Raw genomic sequence first — 24,510 nt, forward strand, 5'->3', positions numbered from 1 at the left:
CGCGAGAAGCGAATTCATGCTTATTGGCCGAGCGGCCTCCGCCGAGGATGACGCGCAATCGGCCGTCACGGCTGTTTCGGCAGCTCGACATACTCCTCGAGCTCGCCCGCGATATACAGCCGCTTGCCGATTCGCGGGTATTCGCACACGTCGTGCTCGAGCCGCTGCCCGCCGACGAGCAGCTCCAGCGGCGCATCGCCGGTGTTCTGCACCGTATGCGCTTCGCCGCCGCGCGGAAAACCGATGAAATCGCCGGGCCCGATTTCACTGGCGCGCTCGCCGATCGTCACCGAGCCGGTGCCGGACAGCACGTACACGAATTCCTCTTCGTACAGGTGACGGTGATATTCGGCCGATTCGTGACCGGGCATCAGCGTGAGCAGGTGAACACCGAATTGCGTCAGGCCGGTCAGGTCGCTGAGCTGCCGCTTGAGACGCACGGCATTGGGATTGAGCGAATGCACCGCGCGCGTCGGTTCCATCTTCGCGATATCGGCGGCCTTCAGCAGTTCCCGGGGAAAGGGAGTCGACATGGGGATCTCGCAAGCGTGAATGCTTCTGTTGGACGCGGTGCCGGCGCGGCCCGCGACGGTTATTGTCCAACATTTTCACGCTTGCGGACGTGTCGCGGGCCCCGCCGGGCACGCTGCACTTCATCGAATGCCTGAACGTTGCGTACGCAACCGTTTCGACTTCAGACACATCGTGACACTCAACCCACGTGCACACCACGCAGCTTCGTCAGCAATGCGACGAGACGATCGATGTGCGCATCCTCGGTGCGCCACGACGACACGCTGATCCGGAACGCCGGCCGCCCCTGCCACACGGTCGCGCCGAACCACACGTCGCCCGACGCTTGCGCGGCTTCGAGGATCGCCGCCGTTTCCTCGTCGGTGCCGGCGCGCACGAGCACCTGGTTCAGCACGACGCGGTTCAGCACGTCGTAGCCGGCCGCGCGCAGGCCGTCCGCGACCCGCGCCGCCTGCGCGCAGTGCCGCTCGACCATCGTTGCCACACCGGCACGGCCGAGCGAGCGCAGCGCGGCCCACACGGGAATGCCGCGCGCGCGCCGCGAGAATTCGAGGTTCAGGTTCTTCTGCGCATCCTGCGCGCCGCTCAGGTACACGGCGTCGCTGTTCATCGCGGTGGCGAGCGCGGCCGCATCGCGGCAGATCACCATCGCGCCGTCGTACGGCGTGTTGAGCCATTTGTGACCGTCGGTCGTCCAGCTGTCCGCGCCGTCGATGCCGTCCGTCAGCGCGCGCTTCGACGACGCCCGCGCCCACAGGCCGAACGCGCCGTCCACGTGAACCCACGCCCCGGCCGCCTTCGCGGGCGGAATCAATGCCGCGAACGGATCGAATTCGCCGGTGTTCACTTCGCCGGCCTGCACGCAGAAGATCGTCATGTCGTCGAGCGGCGGCAACTGCGCCGGGTCGATCCGGCCATGCGTATCGACCGGCGCGACGACGATGCGCTTCAACCCGAAGCCGAGCACGCGCAGCGCCTTCTTCACCGTGATGTGCGCGAGCGCGGAGATCACGACTTTTACTTCCGGCGCGCCGATCAGGCCATCTTCGTCGATATCCCAGCCCTTGCGCGCGAGCAGCGCGCGCCGCGCGGCCACCAGCGCGACGAGCGTGCAGGCCGTCGCGCTCGTACCGAAGCCGACCGCGCTGCCTTCGGGCAGCCCGAGCGCCTCGACGACCCAGCGCGCGGCCTGGCGCTCGAGCGTCGCGGCCACCGGCGAGTTCGCGTACGACGACGCGCACTGGTCCCACGCGAGCATCAGCCGCTCGGCCGCCGCCGCGGCCGGCAGCGTCGCGCCGATCACGAAGCCGAAGTAGTTCGGGCCGTTCGACGCGACGGTCGCGGGCGTGCCGTGCTCGTCGAGCAGGCGCAGCACGTCGTCGGCCGGGCGGCCCGCATCGGGCAGCGCTTCGTCGAACGCGGCGAGACCGGCGAGTGCTGCCGCGTCGGGAAACGCGCGCCGGTCGTTCGCTGCGGCCAGATACGCGTGCGCGCGCCGGTCGGCGTCGGCCAGCAATGCGAGTTCGTCCATGTCGGGTGCCTCGGTCAGGTCAGGATCAGAGTTGCGAGAGATCGCGGCCGAGCTGCTGCAGCGCGCCGTCGATCCGCTTGTAGTACGTGAACTTGCCGACGCGGGTCGCCTGCACGAGCCCGGCATCCGCGAGGATGCGCATGTGGCGCGTGGTCGTGGCCGGCGCGATGCCGAGTTTTTCGGTGATGTACGTGCAGCACACGCCGAGCGCATCGAAGTCGCCATGCGGCTGCGGCGGGAAATGCTTGCGCGGCTGCTTGAGCCAGCGCAGCACGGCGAGACGGCTTTCGTTCGCCAAGGCGCTGATGCGGGTAACGTCGTCCATGGGGGTCCGGCTTCGTTTGACGTTTTGAATATTAGCTAAATGACGAAATGTGGGCAATGGGTTCGAACGGCGATTTCAGCGTGCACTGCCGCGCGCCAGTGTGCGCCGTCGCGCATTCGACGCGATCACGCGATCGCAGCGAGATCGCGGTTGCCGCCTCTCGCAGGCGGCGCAAGCAACGTGTCTTTACGCCAGCGCCTCCGCCAGCCTGTCGATCAACGCGCGCACGCGCCGCGGCTGCGCGGCGCTGCCCGGATAGACGATCTGCAGATCCACGTCGCCCGGCGAGAACGCGCCGAGCACCTCGACGAGCGCGCCCGACGCCAGCTCCCGTTCGACGTCGACCAGCGATTTCAGCGCGACGCCGTGCCCCGCGATGCACCACGCGCGCACCAGTGCGCCGTCGTTGGCGACGCGCCGGCCGCGCACCACCACGCGCTTCAATGCGCCGTCGATGCTGAACGGCCATTCGGCATACAGCTCCTGGCCGAAGCGCATCACGATGCAGTCGTGCGCGGCGAGTTCGTCCGGGTGCATTGGCGTGCCGTGTGCGGCGAGATACGCGGGCGATGCGCACACCACGCGCCGCGCACGGCCGAGCGAACGGCTGCGCAGAGAACTGTCGGCCAGCGTGCCGCGGCGGATCGCGAAATCGAGCCCCTGCCCGACGAGGTCGACATACCCGTCGCCGAGATGCAGGTCGACCGTCACGCCCGGATGCTCGGCCAGAAACGCGTCGACGATGGGTACGACGCGCTCGCGCCCGAGATCGGCCGGCGCGCTCAGCCGCACCGGCCCCGACAGCGTCTGCACGCCCAGCCGCACACGGCTTTCGAGTTCGTCGGCCTCGGCCAGCAGGCGTCGCGCGCCATCCGCCAGCGTGCGCCCTTCGTCGGTCAGGCTGATCGCGCGGGTCGTGCGCGTGAGCAGCGCCGCGCCGTAGTGACGCTCGAGCGCCGTCAGCCGCTCGGACACCGTGGCCGGCGACAGGCCGACCTCGCGGCCCGCCGCGGCCAGCCCGCCCTTCTCCACGATGCGCAGGAACAGCGCGAGATTGTCGAGCAGCATTATTCGCTCCTTCCGAAGGATATTTTCGTCATCTTCGGGATTATCGGGAAAAGTCGCAAACGGTACATTGGTCGCCTGACGATCGACGCGCGGCCCCGCCGCGCTCACACGACGAAAGGAACGCACATGGAATACCGTACGCTCGGCCGCTCCGGCCTCAAGGTCCCCGTCCTGAGCTTCGGCGCGGGCACCTTCGGCGGCACCGGCCCGCTGTTCAGTGCATGGGGCAATACCGGCGTCGACGAAGCGCGCCGCCTGGTCGACATCTGCCTCGAAGCCGGCGTCAACCTGTTCGACACGGCCGACGTGTATTCCGACGGCGCGTCCGAACGCGTGCTCGGCGCCGCGCTCAAGGGGCGTCGCGACCAGGTGCTGATCTCGACCAAGACGGGCCTGCCGACCGGCGACGGCCCGAACGACGCGGGCACGTCGCGCGCACGGCTGGTGCGCGCGGTCTACGACGCGCTGCGCCGCCTCGACACCGACTACATCGACCTGCTGCAACTGCATGCGTTCGACGCCGGCACGCCGGTGGAGGAAGTGATGTCGACGCTCGACGATCTCGTGCGCGCGGGCAAGCTCCGCTATATCGGCGTGTCGAACTTCGCCGGCTGGCAGATCATGAAGTCGCTCGCGGCGGCCGACCGGCACGGCTGGTCGCGCTACGTGGCGAACCAGGTGTACTACTCGCTCGTCGGCCGCGACTACGAGTGGGACCTGATGCCGCTCGGCGCCGACCAGGGCCTCGGCGCGCTGGTGTGGAGCCCGCTCGGCTGGGGCCGGCTCACCGGCAAGATCCGGCGCAATGCGCCGCTGCCCGAAGGCAGCCGCCTGCATGAAACGGCCAGCTACGGGCCGCCGGTCGACGACGAACGCCTGTACGACGTGGTCGATGCGCTCGACGCGATCGCGGAAGAGACCGGCAAGACGGTGCCGCAGATCGCGCTGAACTGGCTGCTGCAGCGGCCGACCGTGTCGTCGGTGATCGTCGGCGCGCGCAACGAGGAACAGCTGCGGCAGAACCTCGGCGCGGTCGGCTGGGCGCTGACCGATGCGCAGGTCGCGAAGCTGGACGCGGCGAGCGCGGTGGAAGCGCCGTATCCGTACTTCCCGTATCGCCGGCAGGCGGCGTTCGCGCGACTCAATCCGCCGATGCGCGGGTAAGCCGGCGAGGTACGGGCATCAGGGGCATCAGGCCGGCACGCGTGCCGCCGCTGCGTGACGGCCGCCCACCTGATAGCCCGGCGGATACAAAAAACCGGCCCGCCGGTGAATTTCTGTCGCCCGAGGGACACCATTCCCACGCACTCGTTTTTTCGCCCAATTCGATCCGCTGAAACGACCCCCGGCCGCCCTCACCCGAGCGGCCGCGCCTTGATCCACAGAAACAGCGGCACGCGCGCCCACTGCTTGAGCTGATCCGTATCCGCATGATCGGGCGGCGGCTCGCGCAGCGACACGATCGCGAACCCGGCCGCCTCCAGCGCCTCCATATACGCCTGCAGCGGCAGCGACCAGCCCGCGAAGTGCATCGACAGCCCGTCGCGCGTTTCCACGCCGTCGAAATGCTCGCGCCCGAAATAGCTGCCCGTCAGCACGAACGGCGCATCGGGCTGCGGCCCGGCAAAGCCGCCGCGATCGCGGAACGGATGCACGATCGAGATGAACAGCGTCCCGTCCGGCTTCAGCACGCGGCGCGCCTCGTTCAACGCACGCTGCATGTCGTCGAGATCCATCAGCACGTTGTACGCCATCACGAGATCGAAGCTGGCCGCGTCGAACGGCAGCGCCGCCGCGTCGGCCAGTTGATAGCGATGCGCGGAATCCGCGTGACGCGCGGCGTCGAGCATCGCAGGCACCGCGTCGCTCGCGGTCACGTCGTAACCGAGCGCCTTCAGCTCGCGGCTCACGCGGCCTTCGCCGCAGCCGATCTCCAGCGCGACGCCGGTGCCGCGACCGATGTAGGCCGCAAGCCCCGCGCGATATTTCCAGAACGCATCGTGGCCCGGCTTGCCGGCCCAGTCGATCCATTGGTCGGCGACCCGCGTCCAGTGTTCGGTAATGGCTTTCGTGTCGGTCATGTGTACTCCCGCCCGGTATGCATCGTCGGCTCAGGATGCGCATGGTAAGCCGAAGCGCGAACAACGTGCACCGATTACCCCATTCGGCCAGTTTCCGTTTCCGGTCACGGCGTTCTACAGTTACGAGAACGCCACCCGCGCCGCCGCGCATCGCCCGCTCGACGATGCGCACCCGATTCCGAGGAAAGCCCATGCCGAGTATCTTCGCCGCGCCCGCCGATGCCCCGCCCAGCCCCGTCGCGGCGGAAACGCGCATGGTGCACGACGTGGCGACGTTGAAGCTGTCCGACTACCGGTCGGCGGACGGCGCGTCGTGGGTCATCTCGACCATCACGCCGGCGGCCGACAGCGGCGCGAACGTCACGGGCAACACGTATTTCGACACCGCGAAAGGCCGGAGCGTGCCGGTACCCGACGCGCGCCGCCGCTATGCGAATCGCGGTACGTGGCAGGTCGTCGCGAGTTCGAGCGCTGCCGTGCCCGCCACGGGCCGCTACGACTGGCTCACGCTCGCGTGGCTGCCGATCAACCGGCGGCCGCTGCCGCAAACGCCCGAGCACCTGTATTCGCCGTTCATTCGCGGCGGCACGATCGTCTATCGGTGGAATCCGGCCGCGGAAGGCGGCGAGCAGTTCGGCAACGTGCGGATGATCTTTCCCGAATGGACGCAGCAGGTGGCCGATGCGTTGCGGTCCATACCCGCTGCGGGGCAGGGCGGCGCATCGTCGGCCCCGCCTGCGCTCGACCGCCTGAAAACGGACACGAACCCGATGACCGCCGTGCTCGACTTCGGCGATGCGCTGCGTGACGAACCGGTGGACCGGATCGTTGCACGACTGCCCGCGCTACTGCGCGAGAAGGACCGGCATGAACTGTCGGCGATCGTGTTCCTGTGCCTGTCCGCAGCGCGCGATGAGGACAGGGCGCGCTTCGTCGAAACGATCGACGCGACGATCGCGCGCACGGACGACCGCGAACGCCTGCTGGCGATCGCGTACGGCGCGTTCGCCGCGGGGCGGACGCAATCGGTTCCGTTCCGCGACAGAACGCTGAATGCACTCATCAACGAGGTATTCGGCGCGCTGAAACAGCGCACGGCGGCGCTCGGCGTACCGGCCGCGCAAGGGTCGCCGTGGTACGAATTCTTTACCGCGTATCGGCTCGGTGAAGCGGCGTCGGGCAAAGGCTCGTGACGCTGGCGGCACGACACACTCCGCTTCCGGTGCGCCCGCGCATGACGTAACAAACGCGCCGCTCCTTGCCGTGGCGGCGTCCAATGCTTCCGCTGCCGCCCGTCGCGCAGCTCACGGTAAGACCCGTCTACACGAATCCCTTCCTGAATCAACCCGGGCCGAATGATCCGTACGGGCCTGCTTTTTACCATTGCATGACGCACTGACGAGCAGACAGCGCGCTGACGTGCGCGCGGGTCGTCCGGTGCCGGCCTCGCGCGATTCGTTCGCCACCTGCACAGGTGATGTTTCCCTGACGATGACGCGATTTCTCGTCGATCTCCCTATAGTTCGAACCACTCAACTTATCCACTGGAGCCCCCGATGTTTGCATTCTCGATCCGCAACTTCGCCCGCTACGCCGTCATCGCATCGGCCGCCACCATACTGCCGACCGCCGAAGCCGCGTCCAGCCTGCCCGCCACGCCGACGATCCGCGCGATGGCCGGCGCGCAGCCGGTCGATCACCTCGACCCGAAGACGACCGCGCTCGTCGTCATCGACTTCCAGAACGAATACCTGAACGGCAAGATGCCGATCGCCGACGTTCAGCAGGCAATGGCCAACGCGAAGCGCCTGATCGACTTCGCGGATCGCAACGGCATGCGCGTCTACCAGGTCCAGCACATCGCGCCGGCCGGCTCGGCGGTGTTCGCGCTCGACGGCAAAACCGTCGAGTTCATTGCGGAGATGAAGCCGCGCGCGAAGGACACCGTCGTGCAGAAGGAAACGGTCAGCGTGTTCGCGAGCACCGATATCGACAAGCGCCTGAAGGCCGACGGCATCAAGACGCTGGTGATCGCGGGCCTGATGACGCACGCATGCGTGGCCGGCGCCGCCCGTGATGCCGCGCCGCTCGGCTACACCGTCGTGGTAGCATCGGACGCCTCCGCGACGCGCGCGATCGTCCGCGCGAACGGTCAGTCGATCGACAAGGACACGCTGCACCGCGCCGCGCTCGCCGAGATCGAGGACACGTTCGGCAACGTGAAGACGACGGCCGACATCCTCGCGCTGCCGCTGCGCTGAGCACCCGCGGCACCGCGCCCGCCGAAGCGGGTGCGGCCGCGCTAGCCACTGCCCGCCGTTTCTTCCGCGAACCGGAACCCGACATGGATCAACTGCTTGCGATGCGCGTCTATCGGAGCCTCGTCGACGCGAAGGGATTCTCGGCTGCGGCCGAGCGCCTCGACACGACCCATTCGACCGTCTCGCGCCAGTTGAAGCTGCTCGAAGCGAGTCTCGGCGTGCAACTCGTCAACCGCAACACGCGCCATTTCTCGCTGACGCCCGCCGGCGAGCGTTATTACGACGCCTGCGTGGAAATCCTCGAGCGCGTCGCGGCGGCGGCGGAAGACGTGACCGATACGCCCGGCCAGCCGTCGGGCGTATTGCGCGTCAGCATGCCGCTGTCGGTCGGCACGCTGGAAATGCCCGCGTGGCTGCCGGCGTTCCGCCGCGCATACCCCGACATTCGCCTCGACGTGTCGTGCAGCGACCGCTTCGTCAATCTGATCGGAGAAGGATTCGACGTCGCGCTGCGCATCAGCAGCGCACTGCCGGACTCCGATCTCGTCGCGAGAACGCTGGCGATCTCCGACGAAATTCTCGTTGCGTCGCCCGACTATGTCGCGCGTCGCGGCCTGCCGCGCACGCCCGCCGAACTGGCGAAACACGAGCTGCTCGCCTACAGCGGCGGCGAAGACCGGACAAGCTGGCGCGTCACCCCGCCGAACGGCGCCCCCGTCACGATTCGGCTCGACAGCCCGCTGCGCATCGACGCGATCACCGCGCTGCATGCGGCGGCGATCGGCGGGCTCGGCATCGGCGCATTCACGCACCACACGGTGTGCAACGACATCGCACACGGGCGGCTCGTCCCGATCCTGCCCGGCCATACGCTCGCGAAACGCCGCTACTACGCGCTGTATCCGAAATCGCGCCATGTGCCGCCGAAGGTGCGCGCGTTCGTCGACTTCGTCGCCGCGCTTTACGGCGCGGACGCGTAACGGCCGCACACGCCCTCCTCTTGCTTCACGCCACTGTGATTCCGATAAGGAAAATCCCGGTGCGCCCATTTCGCCGACAAAAACAAAATCGCGCGGGATAGACACCGAATCGATTTTCGAGATATTCGACGATCTGAATCGGACGCTCCGTGTTAAATTCCCGCTCGGCCACAGTGCCCATTCAAATAACCTCAATTAAAAGACCAAATCATGAAATCTCTTATCCGCCATGCCGCGCTGGCATTCGTGACGATCGGCTTCCTGTCGGGCTGCGCCAGCAGCGTGACGCGCGACGCCAGCGATCCGGCCGGGGCCGCCGTGACCGCCTCGACGACCCCATTCGGCAAACAGCCCGTAATCGTGAAAGTCACGCTCGACAACGCCGCGCAGGAAGCGTTGAAAGACAACCTGAAGTTCGACGCGAAGAAGCTGCAGGAGAAAATCGAAAGCGCGCTGGACGCACGCAAGCTGCTGGCCAAAGCGGATGCAACCGATGCGATGCACCTGAATGTCGAAGTCACCGGCATTCGCGTGCGCTCGAGTTTCTCGGCCGTCATGTTCGGCTTCATGGCCGGCAGCGACTACGTCGACGGCACCGTCACGCTCACCGATGCCGACAATCATCCGGTCGACCGCTTCAAGGTGTCGGCGTCGTATGCGCTCGGCGGTATCGCCGGCATCGATAGCATGCGCATGGACTGGCTGTACGAGAAATTCACCGAGAAGACGCTCGCGACGCTCGATCCGGCGACCGCGGCAACGCAAGGCGACGCGGCACAGGCAGCGTCGAAGAAGCTGTAAGACCCGACGCCCGACGGATCGCGGATGCGCGGCCCGTCGGGCCATGGCGGCGGACCCTGTGCCGCCGCCAGCGACCGGCCTCGCCGGTCGCGAACCGGGCGTCATGCGTCATGCAATGCGCGAGTGAATGCCCGGCGCTCGCATCAGGCAGCGTTCCCGTTCCGTTGAACGAACCGATATATATCGACGTGCGGCCGCACCCACCGACCGCCCCAAGGCATTCACGCGCGCATGCACGACGATGAAAAAGCGGCCGCTCGCGAGTGGAGCGGCCGTCAAGGAGAGATCCCTGGCGGGATACCGGCGGACACCACACCAGACCGGCCAGCGTATTGTTGATGAACGGTATGCCGTTGACCATCAGACCGGTCTGATTCGCTGCACGTCGGCGTGAACGTCATGCATGCCCGAGCGACCCGCGCACCTGTCGCAATCCGCAATACGCCGTTACGTTCCCGAAGGGAACCCCCATACGCGGCAACCGGTCGAAACGCCGCACGACCGTCGACGGCTTCATCGCCGCGGCGCATCATCCCGTCTTCTGCCCCGCTCGATCACGTCCATTCTTCCTATTTCATGCTGAGCATCGGTCCCTTCTCGATCCGCGTCGTTGCAGTAGCCGTCGCCGCGCTGCTGGCGTGGCTCGTCGCGCGCGTCATCCAGCGCCGCCCGCCGGACGGGCATCACAAGACCGCGTCGAGCCTGATCCTCGACGTGCTGCTGCTCGGGCTGATTGCCGCGCGGGTCGGTTACGTCGCGCAATGGTGGCCGGACTATACGGCATCGCCGCGCGCGATCGTCGCGCTCGGCGACGGCGGCTTCGACGCACGCATCGGCATCGCGGCCGCGCTGGTGTTCGCCGGCTGGCGCCTGCGCCGCCTGCCCGCGCTGCGTCGGCCGGTGCTGGCCGGCATCGTCGCGGGCCTCGGCGCGTGGGGCATCGCGCAAGGCACGCTGGCGACGTTGCAGCAAAGCGCGCCGCCGCTTGCCGCGATGCCGCTCCAGGCGCTCGATTCGACGCCCGTGTTGCCGGCAAGCTTCGTCGGCAAGCCGGTCGTCGTGAACCTGTGGGCGACGTGGTGCGCGCCGTGCCGCCGCGAGATGCCGATCCTCGAACAGGCGCAGCGCGACCATCCGGGCATCACGGTACTGATGCTCAACCAGGGAGAAAACGCGCAAACCGTGCGCGCGTTCCTCGAACAGCAAGGCCTGCGCTTCGATCACGTGCTGCTCGATCCTTCGCTGCACGCGATGCACGCATATGGTTCGCGCGGGTTGCCGACCACGTTGTTCTTCAACGCGAAAGGCGAACTCGTCGAATCGCACATGGGCGAGCTGACCGCCGCGCGGCTGAAGGACGCCGTCACGCAACGCTTCGGGCAGTAACGCCCGTCGGATGACGGGAAGCCGCGCCGCATCATCGATATCGGCCGCGTGACACGTCGGCCCCGCAGGCGCCCGAATCCTACACGTCCGTCCACCGATAGCCGGCGACCGGCCGCGCCCTGCGCGATGCCGGTCGCCGACTTCCCCGCGTCACGCCGTCAGAACTTGTGCCGAATCCCCGCATGCACCATCAGTTGCTTCGACGTCGACGACAGGTCGGCCGCCCCCGGGATATAGGCCTGATCGAGCGACGAGCCGGTCGCGTCGCCGGCGATCCGCTGGTACGCGCCCATCAGGTAGACGTCGGTGCGCTTGGACAGGGTGTAGTCGGCCATCAGCCCGATCGAATGGATCTTCGGTTTCGCGCTGCCCGTGGTCGCGTCGTAGCGCACGGTCGTGTACACGTACTGCGCACCGACGAAGAACGCCGGCGTGAACTGATACTTGCCGTTCACTTCGAAGTTCTGGTACTTGATCGCCGTGACCGTGCCGCCCGCGAGCGGCCCCGTCACCGGTTCGATCGTCTCGTCGCCGAACAGGTAGCCGACGTTTGCGGTCGGCCGCGTGACGTTGCTGTTCGTATACGCGAACCCGACCGTCGCGGCCCCTGCGGTGTAGTTGATGCCCGCGCCGAAAATCCGCAATCTCGCCGACGCGAAGTTCGCATCCGCGCCGACGGACCCCGCGCCCGCGATCGCGCCGCCGGCCGTCGCGCCCGGGTTGTCCGCATTCAGGAACGCGGCGCCAACGAGCAGGCCGCCCTGCTCGTACTGCGCGCCGACGCTCCATTGCCGGTTGTTCGCGAATCCGGTGTCGTTGCTGAAGCTGTACGTGCCGCCGAACGAGAAGCCGCCAAAATCCGGGCTCGCGTACTTGACCGTGTTGTTCATGCGGAACGTGTTGCCGGTGTTGTCGTTGTCGAGCGGATGCGAGAACGGATAGACGCCCCAGCTGCCGTTCGCGGTCGTCGGCGCGAGGTAATCCACGACCGCGTCGTATTGCCGGCCGAGCGTCAGCGTGCCGAAGCGCGTGCTGCCGAGCCCGACGTAAGCCTGCCGCCCGAACATCCGGCCGCCCTGCGCGAGCGTGCCGCTATTCACGTTGAAACCGCTCTCGATCTGGAACAGCGCACTGTAGCCGCCGCCGAGATCCTCGGTGCCCTTCAGCCCCCAGCGGCTGCCCTGCGCGAAGCCGCTCGCCATCTGCCACGCGCCGTGGCCGCCGACGTTGTTCGTATAGTCGATGCCCGCATCGATCAGCCCGTACAGCGTGACGCTGCTTTGCGCAATGGCCGGTGCCGCACACAGTGCCGGCATCGCGACGAAAAACAATCTCCAGTTCATTCGTTTTCCTTATTGATTGGATGATCCCCACCCGCTCGCTACGATGCGGCGCCGCTTACTTCGCGCCGTAGATGTCGAAGTCGAAGTACTTGCGGTTGATCCGCTGATAAGTGCCGTTCGCGAGGATCGTCGCCAGCGCACGATTGAACGCGTCGCGCAGGTCGGTGTCCTGCTTGCGCAGACCGAGGCCGTCGCCCTGCCCGAAGTACTTCGCGTCGTCGATCGCCGCGCCGACGAACATGAAGTCCTTGCCCTGCGGCTTCTTCAGGAAGCCGTCGCTGGCCGCGATCGACGCCTGGAACGCCGCGTCGAGCCGCCCCGTCACGAGATCGGCGTACACCTGGTCCTGGTTCTGGTACGACTCGATCTGCACGCCGGCCGGCTGCCAGTTCGCGATCGCATAGTCGGCCTGCGCGGAGCCCTGCTCGACGCCGACCCGCTTGCCCTTCAGCGACGCGGCCGTCGGCAGCAGCGGCGAACCCTTGCGCGCGACCAGCCGCGCCGGCGCATTCGAGATCCGGTTCGTGAACGCGATCTGCTGCATGCGCTTCGGCGTGATCGTCATCGACGACGCGATCACGTCGAACTTGCGCGCGAGCAGCCCCGGAATCATTCCGTCGAAACTCGACTCGACCCACACGCAGCGCGCATGCAGCTCCGCGCACAACGCGTTGGTGATATCGATCCCGAAGCCCGTCAGCGTGCCGTCGGGCTGCTTGTATTCGAGCGGCGGATAGGTCGGATCGACCGCGAGGCGGATCTCCTTGCCCGTCCAGTCACCTGCGTACGCGGCCCCTGCGATCGTCGTTGCCGTCAGCGCCACCGCGAGCGCGGCCATCCATGGTTTCATTGCCCGTCTCCTTGTTTCCGTCGTTGAAGGTGAATCGAATCCGTGTGCTCGTGTGCCCGTTTATCCGTCTGTCCGGCTCACGCGAGGTAGCGCTCCGCGAGCGCGATCCAGTAACTCGCCCCGATCGCGACGCATGCGTCGTTGAAATCGTAGCCGGGGTTGTGCAGTCCGCAGCCGGCCGCACCGTCGCCGTTGCCGATCGACAGGTAGCTGCCCGGGCACGCGTCGAGCATGAACGCGAAATCCTCGCTCGCCGCGATCGGCCGCAGATGCGGGATCAGCGCGTCGTCGCCGCCCCATTCGCACGCGACGTCCCGCGCGAACGCCGTTTCCGCCGCATGGTTGACGAGCACCGGATAGCCGTAGCGATAGTCGATCTCGGCCGTCGCGCCATAGCTGTCGGCGTGGCCGTGCACGATCGTGCGGATGCGCCGTTCGAGCAGCGCACGCACGTCCGCCGACAGCGCGCGCACGCTGAGTTCGAGATCCGCATGGGGCGGAATCACGTTCGACGCAGTGCCCGCGTGGATCGAGCCGGTCGACACGATCGCCAGCTCCTGCGGATTCACGTTGCGCGACACGATCGTCTGCAACGCCATCACGATCGACGCGCAGACCACCACCGGATCGATCGTCGTGTGCGGCGCCGCACCATGGCCGCCGCGCCCGATCACGCGCACGCGCACCTCGTCGGCCGACGCCATCGCGGGGCCGTCGCAGAAGCCGAGCACGCCGGCCGGCAGGCCCGGCACGTTGTGCATCGCGAACACGGCATCGCACGGGAAACGCGTGAACAGCCCATCGTCGAGCATCCGCTTCGCGCCGCCGAGCCCTTCCTCGGCCGGCTGGAAAATCAGGTTCAGCGTGCCGGTGAAGCGCCCCCGCTCGGCCAGGCAACGCGCCGCCGCGAGCAGCATCGCCGTGTGGCCGTCGTGGCCGCACGCATGCATCACGCCGTCGTGCCGGCTCGCATGCGGCAGCCCGGTCGTCTCGTGGATCGGCAACGCATCCATGTCGGCGCGCAGCCCGAGCCGCTTTCCGGCGCCGCGCGCGAGCGTGCCGACCACGCCGGTGCCGCCGACGCCGCGCGTGACCTGATAACCCCATGTTGTCAGGCAATCGGCGACGAGCGCGCTGGTCGCGTGTTCCTCGAAACCCAGCTCCGGATGCGCGTGCAGCCGGCGGCGCAGCGCGATCATCTCCGCCTCGATGGCCGCCATTTCAGGCGAAATACGTGCTCGATCCACTCCGGATACTCCTCGATACATGCCGGTTGCCGATCGCCGGAATGGCGGATCGTGGCGAGATCGTAGGCAACGAAAAAACCGGCGAACAGCCGCAGTTTCGTTATGATGACAACCTTTCGTTGTCGGGTTTCGTACCCTCTCACACCACCCCGCACCATGAGCACGATCAAGCTGCATCAGTTGCAGGCGCTCGTCGCGAGCGCGGAAGCCGGGAGCATCCGCGGCGCGGCGCGCACGCTCGGGCTGTCGCAGGCGGCCGTCACGCGCGCGCTGCGCGAGCTGGAGGCCAGCGAGCGCCTGCCGCTGCTGGTGCGCGCCCCGGAAGGCATCGGCTTCACCGACTACGGGAAGACGCTGCTCACGCACGCGAAGCTCGTGCTCAAGCAGCTCGAGCATGCGCAGAGCGATCTCGAACGGATGCGCGGGCGGGTCGAGGGGCGGCTGAGCGTCGGCGTCACGCCGTGGCTGACGATGACGTTCCTCGCCGAAACCGTGCTGCTGTTTCGCGAGCGGATGCCCGACGTCCGCCTGGAACTCTATGAAGCGCTGATGGCCGTCGCGCAACCGCTGCTGCGCGACGGCAGCATGGATTTCGCGCTCGGCCACGTGCAGCCCGGCAACGGCGCGCATGAATTCGCGTTCGAGCCGCTGCTGCGCTACGACACGTCGGTGATGGTGCGCGCCGGGCATCCGCGCGAACGCGCGACGTCGGTGCACGACCTGCTCGACTGCGACTGGGTGCTGAATTCGTCGGCCGACGGCCAGGCCGCGCTGATCGACTATCTGTTCACGCGGCACGGCGCGCGGATCGACGAACGGCGCATCGTGCGCGCGCAATCGGTCGCGATGTTGCAGACGATGCTCGAACAGGCCGGCATGTGCACGTGGTGCCCGACGATCCTCGCCGCGGTGCCGCCGTTCGGCGAGCGGATGCGCGTGCTGCCGTTGAAGGAGACCTTCGAGCCGAGCGAGCTCGGCATCGTCACGCGGCGCAGCAGCACGCTCGGCGACGCCGCGCGTTGCTTCATCGACTGCCTGTTGCACGTGATCCGCCAGCATGCGCGCTCGGCGCGCAAGGAGGATCTCGCGCTGTTTCACACGCTCACGCTGCTGATCTGACCGCACGCGCGGCGGCTGGCTGCGTTCCGGCTCAGGCTCGAATCAGACTCGTCCGATAGGCCCGGCGATAGGCGGTCCGTACACTCGGGCCCATGATTTCGCTGATCCAGTCCTCCTTCGATACGGCGCGCGAGGCCGTCACGCATGTCGCGCGCCGCCCCTCGTTCCTGCGCAAGCTCGACATCGCGGTGCTCGCGCTCATCGTCGCGAGCGTGCTGGTCGTGATGGCCGACAGCGTGCAGGAGCTGCACCAGCAATACGGCCACGCGCTCTATGCAGCCGAATGGGCGTTCACGCTGCTGTTTTCCGCCGAGTACCTGCTGCGCCTCTGCACCGCGAGGAAGCCGGCCGCGTATGCGCGCAGCTTCTTCGGTATCGTCGATCTCGTGTCGGTGCTGCCGACCTATCTCGCGTTCTTCTTCCCCGGCCTGCACGCGCTGATCGACGTGCGGCTGCTGCGCTTGCTGCGCGTGTTCCGCATCCTCGGGCTGTCGATCTATCTCGAGGAAGGGCAGATGCTGATCCGGGCGCTCACGCGCGCGCGGCGCAAGATCTTCGTGTTCATCGGCGGGATGTTCGTGCTCGTCGTGATTCTCGGTACCGTGATCTTTCTGGTCGAAGGGCCGGAGCACGGAATCACGAGCATTCCGGTGGGCGTCTACTGGGCGGCGGTGACGATGAGCACGACCGGCTACGGCGACCTGACGCCCGTCACGCCGCTCGGCCGGCTGATCACGTCGTGCGCGATCCTGCTCGGCTACGGGATCATCGCGTTTCCGACCGGGATCATGGGCGCGGAGCTGGTTGCATCGGCGCTGGAGCGCAACAGGGCGAACGCGCGGCCTGCCGACGGCGACGGGCCGTGCTGCCCGCATTGCGGTGGCGCGCTTCCCGTGGAAGGTGGGGCGGATACTCATGCGCACGGCAGCGCGCTCGCCAAAGGCCGCGACGCGCGATAGCCGCGGCAAGAATAAGCCCTGTCCTATTCAGCTTCCCTTCCCGCTGGCCGACACTGAACTCATCGAGCGGACGGCCGCGACCGATCGCTCCGGGCCGTAACGGCCTGCGCATCGGTCGCAATCGCCGGCGGTTTTCATGAAAGTTCGCATGAAACCGCCCGCCCAATGCCCCGCTCGCATCCGTCATTTCATCGAGGAGTTCACATGATCATTCGCGCTACCCTCGCGACGCTCGTCGCCGCCACGCTGACGACCGCCGCTTCCGCCCAGGTGCTTCACGAAAAAAACCTGCCGTTGAATCTCGCCGCCGACATCGCGCAGCAAACGATCCAGGCATGCTCGGCCAGCGGCTACGACGTGACGGTCACGGTGGTTGACCGCAGCGGTATCGAACGCGCGGTGCTGCGCGGCGACAACGCGGGGCTGCATACCGTGGATGCGTCGAAGCGCAAGGCCTATACCGCGCTGTCGACGAAAACGCCGACCGGCACGCTGGCCACGAACCTGCAGAAGAACCCGGCCGCCGCGCAGATGATGGCCATCGACGGCTTCCTGGTGCTCGGCGGCGGCGTGCCGATCAAGGCCGGCGACGAAGTGATCGGCGCCGTGGGTGTCGGTGGTGCGCCGGGCGGGCATCTCGACGAAGCATGTGCGCTGCAGGGGATTACACGGGTACAAGCGAAGTTGATGTAACGAACCGGCCGCTCCCTGATGGAGCGGCTTTTTTATCGGGCGCCGACACAAACCGTGAAAGCGCCCGCTTCTCACCCCGCCTGCCCGCCCACCATCTGCACGAACGCGGCCAATCCCGTCAGCATGATCTGCACGCCCACGCACAGCAGCAGGAACGCGGACACGCGCATCGCGACCTTCGTCCCTTCGCTGCCGAGATAGCGCGCGAGTGTCGTCGCGCGGCTGTAGATCTGCCAGATCGCGAACGCGACGAGCGCCGCGACCGCCACCGACACGACGCCCGACACCAGGTAATCGCTCGCCGTATGCGCACGATTGGCATGCAGCGCGATGCCGGCCGCGATCGAGCCGGGGCCGATCGTCAGCGGCACCGTCAGCGGAAAGAACGCGCGCGACATCAGCTTCTGCAGGTCGTCGCCGTGCATGGCGACGTCGCCGCCGGCCGGGACGTCCGGCGCGTTCAGCATCGACCAGCCGGCCACCGCCACCGCGAAGCCGCCGCCGATCCGCAGCGCCTCCATCGAGATCCCGAAGAAGTTCAGCACCGGCGCGCCGACGAAGAAGATCACGAGCAGCGTAAAGAACACGTTCATCGCAAGCTGTTTCGACAGGATCGCGCGCTCGGCTTCGGTCAGCGATTGCGTGCGTTCGAGAAACACGAACGCCATGCCGAACGGGTTGATGATGCCGATCAGGCCCGTGAAGCCGAACAGGATTTCAGGGATCAGGCGGTCGAGCTGCATCGCGATCGTGCTCTCCGGTAACGAACGGGAATAAAAAAGCGGCCAGTCGAGACGACCGGCCGCGAAGAGGAGATATCTCCATGATCCGGCACACGGGGGTATGCCGGGCCGCAGAAACTGAATTGTCGGGAATGTGGGCCGGGAAGGGAATCAGTCGGGTCTGATTCTGCATGCACGTCGCGCGTGGCGTGCAGTGAGATCCATCGATGTTGCAGGACAACGTTGTGCGACGTCACGATCACGCGCCGGCGGCCATGCGATGCGTGCAAAAAAAATGCGGCCGGTCGGAACGAGCGGCCGCTCAAGAGAGGAGAACTTTCCGCACATCGATTCGGCCGAGTGCCGCCTGCCCGGCATCGACGCATCATTGCTCGATCAACCGCGTATGACTCGGCAGCTCGACCGACAGATCGGTGCCGCCCGCGGCCGGTCGCGACGTATCGCGCGTCGCGGCGAGCCATTGCGTGAACTCGGCGGCGGTCATGCCGACGGCCTGGGCCGAACTCGATACCGGCGTGGCCGGCGGCGTATCGGCCGAACGGGCCGCCTGCTGCGAATGCGGCGTCGCACCGCGTGCCGCAGTCGCAGCATGTTGCGCGGCAGGCGCGTTCGCGCCCGCCTGACGCGCCGCCTTGCCGCGCGGCGCCGCAACAGACTTCGCCGCCGGCCGCGCCGCGGCCATCGCCTCCGGCTTGCGCGCCGACGATCCACGATCGGCACGCGGTGCCGCGGCTTCCGCGACGACGGCATTCGACGCGACCGCCATCGCCACCGCCACCGGCTCACCCGCCGACCCGCTACCCGCGACGTGCAACGCGCGCGCTTCCGCGGACGCGGTTTCCGCTACCACCGTCGCGGCAGCCTTCATCTGCGCATCCGTCGGCGCCGCCCGATCCGCCCGCACGATCGCGACTTCCGCGGCGTGGCCGGTCGCCCGCGCGACTTCCGTCGGCGCGGCGGCGATCGCCGCCGAATAAACCGCGTCATGCTCGGCCGCGTGCTGGCGCTCGTCGACCAGATGCGTCGCGAGGATGCACGTCGCGCCGAACAGCGCGCACGCCATCAGCGTGAGCCGCCAGCGGCGGCGCAGCGGATGCGGGCGCACCCACGCGCGGTTGTCGGAGCCGAAGTCGGTCGCGCGCACGACCTTGACCGTCCGCGCGGCCTTGGCGACGTTGCCGCCGCCAGCCGCGGGTGCCGGCACGCGAGGCACGCCGTAGATATCGAACACGTGTTGCCGCGCGCGTCGGCTCGCCACGAACGGTCGGCGTCGCCGGCCGTACGGCGGCGGCACATCCGAGAACGGATGCGCGAGCGGAATCGCGTAATGCCCGGTGATGTCCTGCATGCTCATGATGTCGACGACGCATTGCGCGACATCCGCCGCGGCAATCCGTGCTCCCGTAGTTGAACGAATGGCTCCGAGTATCGCCGTCGCACCGGTCCCGGTAAATCGGACTGCGTCACCTTCGGTCCGATACGGCGGTCAGCCTGGTCCTACCCGTGCCCGGGAGGTCGAACGGACGGCGTCTCCTCGCGCGAGCCCTGCGTCGAACCCGTGCGCCCTCGCACCGTCCATCGACCGTTCAACTGCCGCGATACGTCGACACGTACCACGGCGAACACAGCAGCGGCACGTGATAGTGCTGCGCCGGGTCGGTCACCGTGAAGCGCACCGGCACGACGTCCAGCAACGCATCCGCCTCCCTGAAGTATTCGCCGAGATGAAACCGCAGCTCGAAGTCGCCGCGGCGCGCGAGGTCGCCGTCGAGCATCGGCGCGTCGTTGCGGCCGTCCGCGTTGCTGGCCGCGCGCGCGACGAGCAGCGGCGGCGTCTCGCCCATGTCGTACAGCTCGATGCGCACGCCGACCAACGGCTGGCCGCTCGCGATATCGAGCACGTGCGTGCTGATGCCTGTCATGTCGTGTCCTTTCGCGGTTGCGCAGCCGCGTGCGTCATGTGCCGCGATACACCGTGTAGCTCCACGGCCCGAACTGCACTGGAAGATGCAGCCGCTCGTCGGCGCGCGCGATCCGGAACCGGATCGGCACGACCGTGAGGAACGGCGACTGCACGCCGCGGGCGCGGAAGTACTCGCCGACGTGCAACATCAACGTGTACGTCCCCGCGCGATACGCGTCGCCGGCCAGCAGCGGTGCGCCGGTGCCGCCGCGCGCATCGACGGTGGCGGTATGCAGCGGCACGCCGTGCGCGCCGTCGACCCGCGACAGCTCGACGCGCATCCCTTCCGCCGCGACGCCGTGCAGCATGTCGACGATCCGCACTGTCAGGTCGGGCGACGCGGCGCGCCGCACACCGCGCGCATGGCCCGGCGCCGGCTGCGCGTCGGCCGCCCACGCGGGCACCGCGGCCAGCGCGGCCGTCGCCAGCACGAGCTTGCGCCGCCCTGAATCGATTACGTCCTTCATGCGCTCAGCCTCCTCACGCGGGCCCGCCGACGGCCTGCCCGTTCGTCCATTCATCAGAACCGGCCGCGCAGGCCGATGAACACTTCGTTCGACGACAGCTTCGACTTCAACTGTTCGTCGCGCGAGTTGATGCGGTTCGCGAACGTGTTGAAGCCGGTTTCGACGTTGCCCATGTCGACATAGCGATACCCGAGGTCGATCGAGAAGCGCTTGTTGATCGCGTAGCTGACGCCCGCGCCGGCCGAGTACGCGAGGTTGGTTTGCGTCTTCGACGCAAAGCGGCGCGTATCGTTGGTCTGCCAGCCGTCGGCCGACACGATCGCGACACCGATGCCGAGCGTGCCGTACACGGAGAAGCCACGGCCGAGGTCGAAGTCCTTGTAGCCGTTCAGCATCAGGCGCTGCGCCGACACATGGAATTCGTTCGCGTTCGCGTCGAACGGCGCCCAGTAGCTGGTGAAGTTGTTGGTGCGCTTGAACACGTATTCGCCTTCCGCGCGCCAGCCGTTGCCGAACTGGTAGCCGAGGCCGAGCGAGCCGGTGACGTTCGAGCCCGTCTCCGGGCCGCCGACGCGGCTCGCGACGCGTGGGCTCGTCAGCTCCATGTTCACCGCGTTGTCGAACGCGCCGATGACGCGGCCCGTCGCGTAGTAGCCGGCGTCGCCCGCGTCGGCGGTCTTCTTCGTTTCCGGTGCGGCGACGGTATCGGCAAAGGCGGCGCCCGAGAACAGCAGGGCGAGCGTGGACGGCAGGGCAAAGCGCTTGATCATGATGAATCGAATCCTTGACGATGAATGACGGGTCGGAGAAGCCGTCATCGTAGGAATCGCGCCGCGATCGTTGAACCCGTTCGGCTACGGGTTGCGCCTCCGTAGCGCTACGGAGGCGAGCCGCCCGCGAGCGCCGCGTAATCGCGCACGAGCTCGACCAGCGACGCGGCCCGCAGCTTGTCGAACACGTTCGCGCGATACGTCTCGACCGTGCGCGGCGACAGCCCGAGCGCGCGGGCGATCTCCTTGTTGCTCCCGCCGCGCACGATCCCGTCCAGCACCTCGCGCTCGCGCGTGCTGAGCGTCGCGAGGCGGGCCGCGCGGGTCTGGTCGGCGTCGTCCTGGCCGCGTTGCGCGGCCTGCCGGCGCAGCGCCTGCTGCACCGTGTCGATCAACTCGTCGTCGTCCACCGGCTTGCGCAGGAAATCGAGCGCGCCGCGCTTGAACGCGCGCCGGCATGCGTCGACGTTGCCGTGGCCGGTCATCACGATCACCGGCAGGTCGCGCCGCGCGCGTAGCTCGTCGAGCGCATCGAGGCCGCTCATGCCCGGCATCCGGATGTCGAGCAGCACGCAGCCGAGCGCCGCGTCGTCGGCATCGGCAAGGAAGGCCGATGCGTCCGCATAGCAGCGCGTCGGCACGCCGACTGTGCGCAGCAGCAACGCGAGGCCGTCGCGCACGGCTTCGTCGTCATCGACGATCGCGACGACGGACGCGGCGCGCATTGAAGCAGATTGAAGCGAATCGTTCATGCGGCCTCCCCGGCCAGCGGCAGCAGCAATGCAGCCTCTACGCCTCCCGACGGCAGATTGCGCACCGTCAGCGTGCCGTCCTGGCGCTGCGCGAGCGTGTCGCACAGCGGCAGTCCCAGACCGAGCCCGCGCGCCCGCGTCGTGAAGAACGGCTCGAACAGGCGCGGCAGCGCGTCTTCCGGCACGCCGGGGCCGTTGTCGGTCACGCTGAAGCGATAAAGCCGGCCGACGCGCGCGCCGCTGATGCGGATTTCGCCACGCGATGTGCCAACACCGACACCAGCGCCCGCCAGCGCGTCGCGCGCGTTCTGGATCAGGTTGTGCAGGATCTGCTCGACCGCGATCGGCTCGGCGAACGGCCGCTCGCGCGCCGCCGCGTTGTGCCAGCCGAGCGCGATGTGCTCGCGCGCGCAGTCGTCGCGGTACAGAAACAGCAGCGTATTCATGATCGCATCGGGATCGAGCGGGCGACGTTCGCCGCCATGCGCGGTGGTCACCGCGTCGCGCATGCGTTCCAGGATCGCCGCCGCGCGCTTCGCCTGCGCGACGCTCGTCTGCAGCGCGCGGCGCACGCTGTCGCGCTCGGCCGGCTGATCGAGCAGGCGCTCGGCCGCCCGCGTGTGGCTGACGATCGCGGTCAGCGGCTGGTTCAGCTCGTGCGCGAGGCCGGCCGCCATTTCGCCGAAGGTGTCGAGCCGGCCGAAGCGGTCGAGGCGCGCACGCGCATCCTCGCGCCGCCGCGCCTCGCGCAGCCGCCACGCGCCGAGCGCGCCCGCCGCGAGCAGCGCCGCCACCGCGTTCCACAGCGCGATCGGCAGCCACGGCAAATCGGCGGCCGTCAGCGTGCGCGTGGTGCGCAGCACGAACGCCTGCGGCTGCGCGGGCAGGTGTTTCTCGAGATGCATCGTCCACAACGGTGTCGCGTCGCCGCTCATGCGCTGCAGCAACTCGACGCGGCGGTCGCGCAATTCCAGCGCCGCCGACGAAATCGCCGTGGACCAATCGCCCGGCTGCAACATCCTGCGCGGATCGACGCGCACGGCCCAGCCCGTCCCCGCGATGAGCCAGTACGCGGCCGGGCCGTCGAACGCGAGCGTGAACGGCTTGCCGGGCCGCTGCTGCGGCAGCGCGTCGGGCGCCGGCCCGCCGTCGGTCTGCCAGCCCACGCCGGGCCGCCAGTAAGCGAGCCCGTCGAGCTGCGGCATCCGCTCGCGCAGGTTGTCGAGCATGTGCGCGGGCGGCGCGGCCAGCGACGACGCGCCGAGCGTCGCGAGAATCGCCTCGTGCTGCGCGGCCTTCTGCGCGAGCAGGCGGATCGTGATGCTCGAATCCTGGAAGAAGCGGCCGTACGCGTCGGACACGGCGCGCGAGATGACGAACGCGGTGCCGGCGAGGCTCAGCGCGAGCCACGCGGCCAGCGCGGCGATTCGGAAAGACGGTTTCATGTTCGATGGCAAGCCGGAAAGCGCGCCGGTGTGCAACACGCAACGATTGCCGCACCCGGCGCCGGGTTGCCGTCATTGTCGGCAAATCGACCCGGCCCGTGGTCCGAATCCGGTTATGCCGGATGTCAGCCCAGTCCCAAACCGCTGCGGCACGGATCGCACGGCGCGAATTTCAGACTGGGCTGATGTTCTTCACGCACCGGACGCACCACAATCGGCTTGCTTGTTCTCCGTGGCCTCCTGGAGTCCAGGCTCCATAGTCGATACCCTTTTCCCGCCGCCCCCGGCGGGACTTTTTTTGGACGGCGTCACGCCGCTACCTGCCCGGAACCTGTCCGGCCATGATCGCGCTCTCCTCTCCTCATTCGCGCACGCCCGGTGCGATCGCATCGTGACCGACGCCCCTTCCACCGCCGTCGCGATCCTGACGATCGACCATCCGAGCCGCGGCACGTTCGACGATCGGCTGCGTCGCGCCGGTTACGGCTACGACCGCCTGCGCATCGACGACATCCTGCGCCGCGCCGGCTACCGGCCGTCGCGCTTCGAGTATCTGCCCGACCTGCTCGCGGCCTGCGACACGCGCGCGTTCGATCTCTTCATCGTCCAGTGCGAAACGGCGTGCCGCCGCACGACGGACGCGATCCGTGCGCTGCGCGCGCGGTTCGCCGGCACCGTGGCGATCGTGTCGATCAGCCAGCGCGACGCCGAGCTCGCGCGCTCCGCGTGTTTCGTCGCCGGCGCGAACGAGCACCATCCGTACACCGTGGCGCCGGACACGTTGATCGCCAGCATCGCGACCTGGCTGCGCTGGTCGCATCATCGTGCGACCCATCATCGCCACTGGCGCATCGGCGCGTTCGAATTCGACACGGCCGCGCGCAGCGTGAACGTCGCGGGCCGCGAGCACGTGCTGACCGAGAAGCACTTCCAGATCGCGACCGCGTTCTTCCTGAACATGGGCCGCGCACTCGACCGTGCGCACATGAGCCAGCTTGTGTGGGGGTCGCTCGTCGCATCGACGAGCCGGCGGCTCGACACGCACGTCGCGTATCTGCGCGACCGGCTCGAACTCGACGGCCGGCACGGCGTGAAGATGATGACGATGTACGGATTCGGCTATCGGCTCGTCACGTGCGAGCCGGGTGCGGAGCCCGCGGAGGAAGACGCGGCGCGGCAATAGCCGGCGGCG

25 protein-coding genes are annotated in these 24,510 nt (G+C 68.0%); 10 read left to right on the forward strand and 15 right to left on the reverse strand.

The features are described from left to right. Positions 1-65: 65 nt before the first annotated feature. The 4 genes from HWX14_RS19645 to HWX14_RS19660 form a co-directional block, all read right to left on the reverse strand. The gene (locus HWX14_RS19645; protein ID WP_175884074.1) at positions 66-533 is read right to left on the reverse strand and encodes a cupin domain-containing protein; all 468 of its coding nucleotides are present in this window, start codon (positions 531-533) and stop codon (positions 66-68) included. A gap of 179 nt (positions 534-712) precedes the next feature. After that, positions 713-2,065 carry a pyridoxal-dependent decarboxylase gene (locus HWX14_RS19650; RefSeq protein ID WP_175884075.1) on the reverse strand — a complete coding sequence of 451 codons (1,353 nt, stop codon included), beginning with the start codon at positions 2,063-2,065 and terminating at the stop codon, positions 713-715. 25 nt (positions 2,066-2,090) lie between these two features. Beyond that, complete coding sequence (locus tag HWX14_RS19655) at positions 2,091-2,390, reverse strand: helix-turn-helix domain-containing protein (RefSeq protein WP_175884076.1); 300 nt, start codon at positions 2,388-2,390, stop codon at positions 2,091-2,093. Between the two features lie 186 nt (positions 2,391-2,576). After that, positions 2,577-3,458, reverse strand: coding sequence for a LysR family transcriptional regulator (locus HWX14_RS19660; protein ID WP_175884077.1), 882 nt, complete (start codon positions 3,456-3,458; stop codon positions 2,577-2,579). A gap of 126 nt (positions 3,459-3,584) precedes the next feature. On the opposite strand from HWX14_RS19660, the gene HWX14_RS19665 reads away from it, so the two are divergent. Then, positions 3,585-4,622: an aldo/keto reductase gene (locus HWX14_RS19665; protein ID WP_175884078.1), complete on the forward strand. Its 1,038-nt coding sequence runs from the start codon at positions 3,585-3,587 to the stop codon at positions 4,620-4,622. Between the two features lie 191 nt (positions 4,623-4,813). Here the strand turns inward: HWX14_RS19665 and HWX14_RS19670 are convergent, their stop codons facing one another. Continuing rightward, the gene (locus tag HWX14_RS19670) at positions 4,814-5,539 is read right to left on the reverse strand and encodes a class I SAM-dependent methyltransferase (protein ID WP_175884079.1); all 726 of its coding nucleotides are present in this window, start codon (positions 5,537-5,539) and stop codon (positions 4,814-4,816) included. A 191-nt stretch (positions 5,540-5,730) separates the two neighbouring features. On the opposite strand from HWX14_RS19670, the gene HWX14_RS19675 reads away from it, so the two are divergent. The 5 genes from HWX14_RS19675 to HWX14_RS19695 all read left to right on the forward strand — a co-directional run bounded on the left by HWX14_RS19675 (position 5,731) and on the right by HWX14_RS19695 (position 10,967). After that, entirely contained in the window at positions 5,731-6,732 is a 1,002-nt protein-coding gene (locus HWX14_RS19675) for a hypothetical protein (RefSeq protein WP_175884080.1), read from the forward strand. A 363-nt stretch (positions 6,733-7,095) separates the two neighbouring features. Continuing rightward, complete coding sequence (locus HWX14_RS19680) at positions 7,096-7,800, forward strand: isochorismatase family protein (RefSeq protein WP_175884081.1); 705 nt, start codon at positions 7,096-7,098, stop codon at positions 7,798-7,800. An 83-nt stretch (positions 7,801-7,883) separates the two neighbouring features. Further along, positions 7,884-8,780: a LysR family transcriptional regulator gene (locus tag HWX14_RS19685; RefSeq protein ID WP_175884082.1), complete on the forward strand. Its 897-nt coding sequence runs from the start codon at positions 7,884-7,886 to the stop codon at positions 8,778-8,780. A 210-nt stretch (positions 8,781-8,990) separates the two neighbouring features. Next, complete coding sequence (locus tag HWX14_RS19690) at positions 8,991-9,581, forward strand: DUF4410 domain-containing protein (RefSeq protein WP_175884083.1); 591 nt, start codon at positions 8,991-8,993, stop codon at positions 9,579-9,581. Between the two features lie 576 nt (positions 9,582-10,157). Then, positions 10,158-10,967 carry a TlpA disulfide reductase family protein gene (locus HWX14_RS19695; RefSeq protein ID WP_175884084.1) on the forward strand — a complete coding sequence of 270 codons (810 nt, stop codon included), beginning with the start codon at positions 10,158-10,160 and terminating at the stop codon, positions 10,965-10,967. 158 nt (positions 10,968-11,125) lie between these two features. Here the strand turns inward: HWX14_RS19695 and HWX14_RS19700 are convergent, their stop codons facing one another. The 3 genes from HWX14_RS19700 to HWX14_RS19710 all read right to left on the reverse strand — a co-directional run bounded on the left by HWX14_RS19700 (position 11,126) and on the right by HWX14_RS19710 (position 14,407). Further along, positions 11,126-12,310, reverse strand: a complete 1,185-nt coding sequence (locus HWX14_RS19700) for a porin (protein ID WP_175884085.1) — start codon at positions 12,308-12,310, stop codon at positions 11,126-11,128. Between the two features lie 55 nt (positions 12,311-12,365). Continuing rightward, on the reverse strand, positions 12,366-13,160 hold the full coding sequence (locus HWX14_RS19705) for an ABC transporter substrate-binding protein (protein WP_175884086.1): 795 nt from the start codon (positions 13,158-13,160) through the stop codon (positions 12,366-12,368). A 77-nt stretch (positions 13,161-13,237) separates the two neighbouring features. After that, complete coding sequence (locus tag HWX14_RS19710) at positions 13,238-14,407, reverse strand: M20 aminoacylase family protein (RefSeq protein WP_175884087.1); 1,170 nt, start codon at positions 14,405-14,407, stop codon at positions 13,238-13,240. A 156-nt stretch (positions 14,408-14,563) separates the two neighbouring features. Here HWX14_RS19710 and HWX14_RS19715 point away from each other — a divergent pair, with 156 nt between their 5' ends. The 3 genes from HWX14_RS19715 (at position 14,564) to HWX14_RS19725 (ending at position 17,178) form a co-directional block, all read left to right on the forward strand. Then, positions 14,564-15,526: a LysR substrate-binding domain-containing protein gene (locus HWX14_RS19715; protein ID WP_175884088.1), complete on the forward strand. Its 963-nt coding sequence runs from the start codon at positions 14,564-14,566 to the stop codon at positions 15,524-15,526. Between the two features lie 92 nt (positions 15,527-15,618). After that, complete coding sequence (locus HWX14_RS19720) at positions 15,619-16,485, forward strand: ion transporter (RefSeq protein ID WP_175884089.1); 867 nt, start codon at positions 15,619-15,621, stop codon at positions 16,483-16,485. 204 nt (positions 16,486-16,689) lie between these two features. After that, positions 16,690-17,178, forward strand: coding sequence for a heme-binding protein (locus HWX14_RS19725; RefSeq protein WP_175884090.1), 489 nt, complete (start codon positions 16,690-16,692; stop codon positions 17,176-17,178). A 71-nt stretch (positions 17,179-17,249) separates the two neighbouring features. Here HWX14_RS19725 and HWX14_RS19730 read toward each other — a convergent pair whose 3' ends face one another. The 7 genes from HWX14_RS19730 to HWX14_RS19760 form a co-directional block, all read right to left on the reverse strand. Then, complete coding sequence (locus tag HWX14_RS19730) at positions 17,250-17,921, reverse strand: MarC family protein (RefSeq protein ID WP_175884091.1); 672 nt, start codon at positions 17,919-17,921, stop codon at positions 17,250-17,252. 364 nt (positions 17,922-18,285) lie between these two features. After that, the gene (locus HWX14_RS19735) at positions 18,286-19,275 is read right to left on the reverse strand and encodes a serine protease (RefSeq protein ID WP_175884092.1); all 990 of its coding nucleotides are present in this window, start codon (positions 19,273-19,275) and stop codon (positions 18,286-18,288) included. A gap of 232 nt (positions 19,276-19,507) precedes the next feature. Then, positions 19,508-19,843, reverse strand: a complete 336-nt coding sequence (gene uraH / locus HWX14_RS19740) for a hydroxyisourate hydrolase (protein WP_175884093.1) — start codon at positions 19,841-19,843, stop codon at positions 19,508-19,510. A 34-nt stretch (positions 19,844-19,877) separates the two neighbouring features. After that, positions 19,878-20,351, reverse strand: a complete 474-nt coding sequence (locus HWX14_RS19745; protein WP_175884094.1) for a hydroxyisourate hydrolase — start codon at positions 20,349-20,351, stop codon at positions 19,878-19,880. Between the two features lie 53 nt (positions 20,352-20,404). Continuing rightward, on the reverse strand, positions 20,405-21,121 hold the full coding sequence (locus tag HWX14_RS19750; RefSeq protein ID WP_175884095.1) for an outer membrane beta-barrel protein: 717 nt from the start codon (positions 21,119-21,121) through the stop codon (positions 20,405-20,407). A gap of 107 nt (positions 21,122-21,228) precedes the next feature. Beyond that, on the reverse strand, positions 21,229-21,873 hold the full coding sequence (locus HWX14_RS19755) for a response regulator (protein WP_175884096.1): 645 nt from the start codon (positions 21,871-21,873) through the stop codon (positions 21,229-21,231). Continuing rightward, positions 21,870-23,318 (reverse strand): ATP-binding protein, encoded by a 1,449-nt coding sequence (locus tag HWX14_RS19760; protein WP_175884097.1) that lies wholly within the window; start codon positions 23,316-23,318, stop codon positions 21,870-21,872. Before HWX14_RS19760 ends, HWX14_RS19755 begins: the two co-directional genes overlap by 4 nt. 391 nt (positions 23,319-23,709) lie before the next feature. Here HWX14_RS19760 and HWX14_RS19765 point away from each other — a divergent pair, with 391 nt between their 5' ends. Then, entirely contained in the window at positions 23,710-24,501 is a 792-nt protein-coding gene (locus tag HWX14_RS19765) for a winged helix-turn-helix domain-containing protein (protein ID WP_244130272.1), read from the forward strand. Positions 24,502-24,510 lie beyond the last annotated feature (9 nt).

The sequence above is a fragment of the Burkholderia sp. BCC0044 genome (genome assembly GCF_902832955.1).
Lineage (GTDB): Bacteria > Pseudomonadota > Gammaproteobacteria > Burkholderiales > Burkholderiaceae > Burkholderia.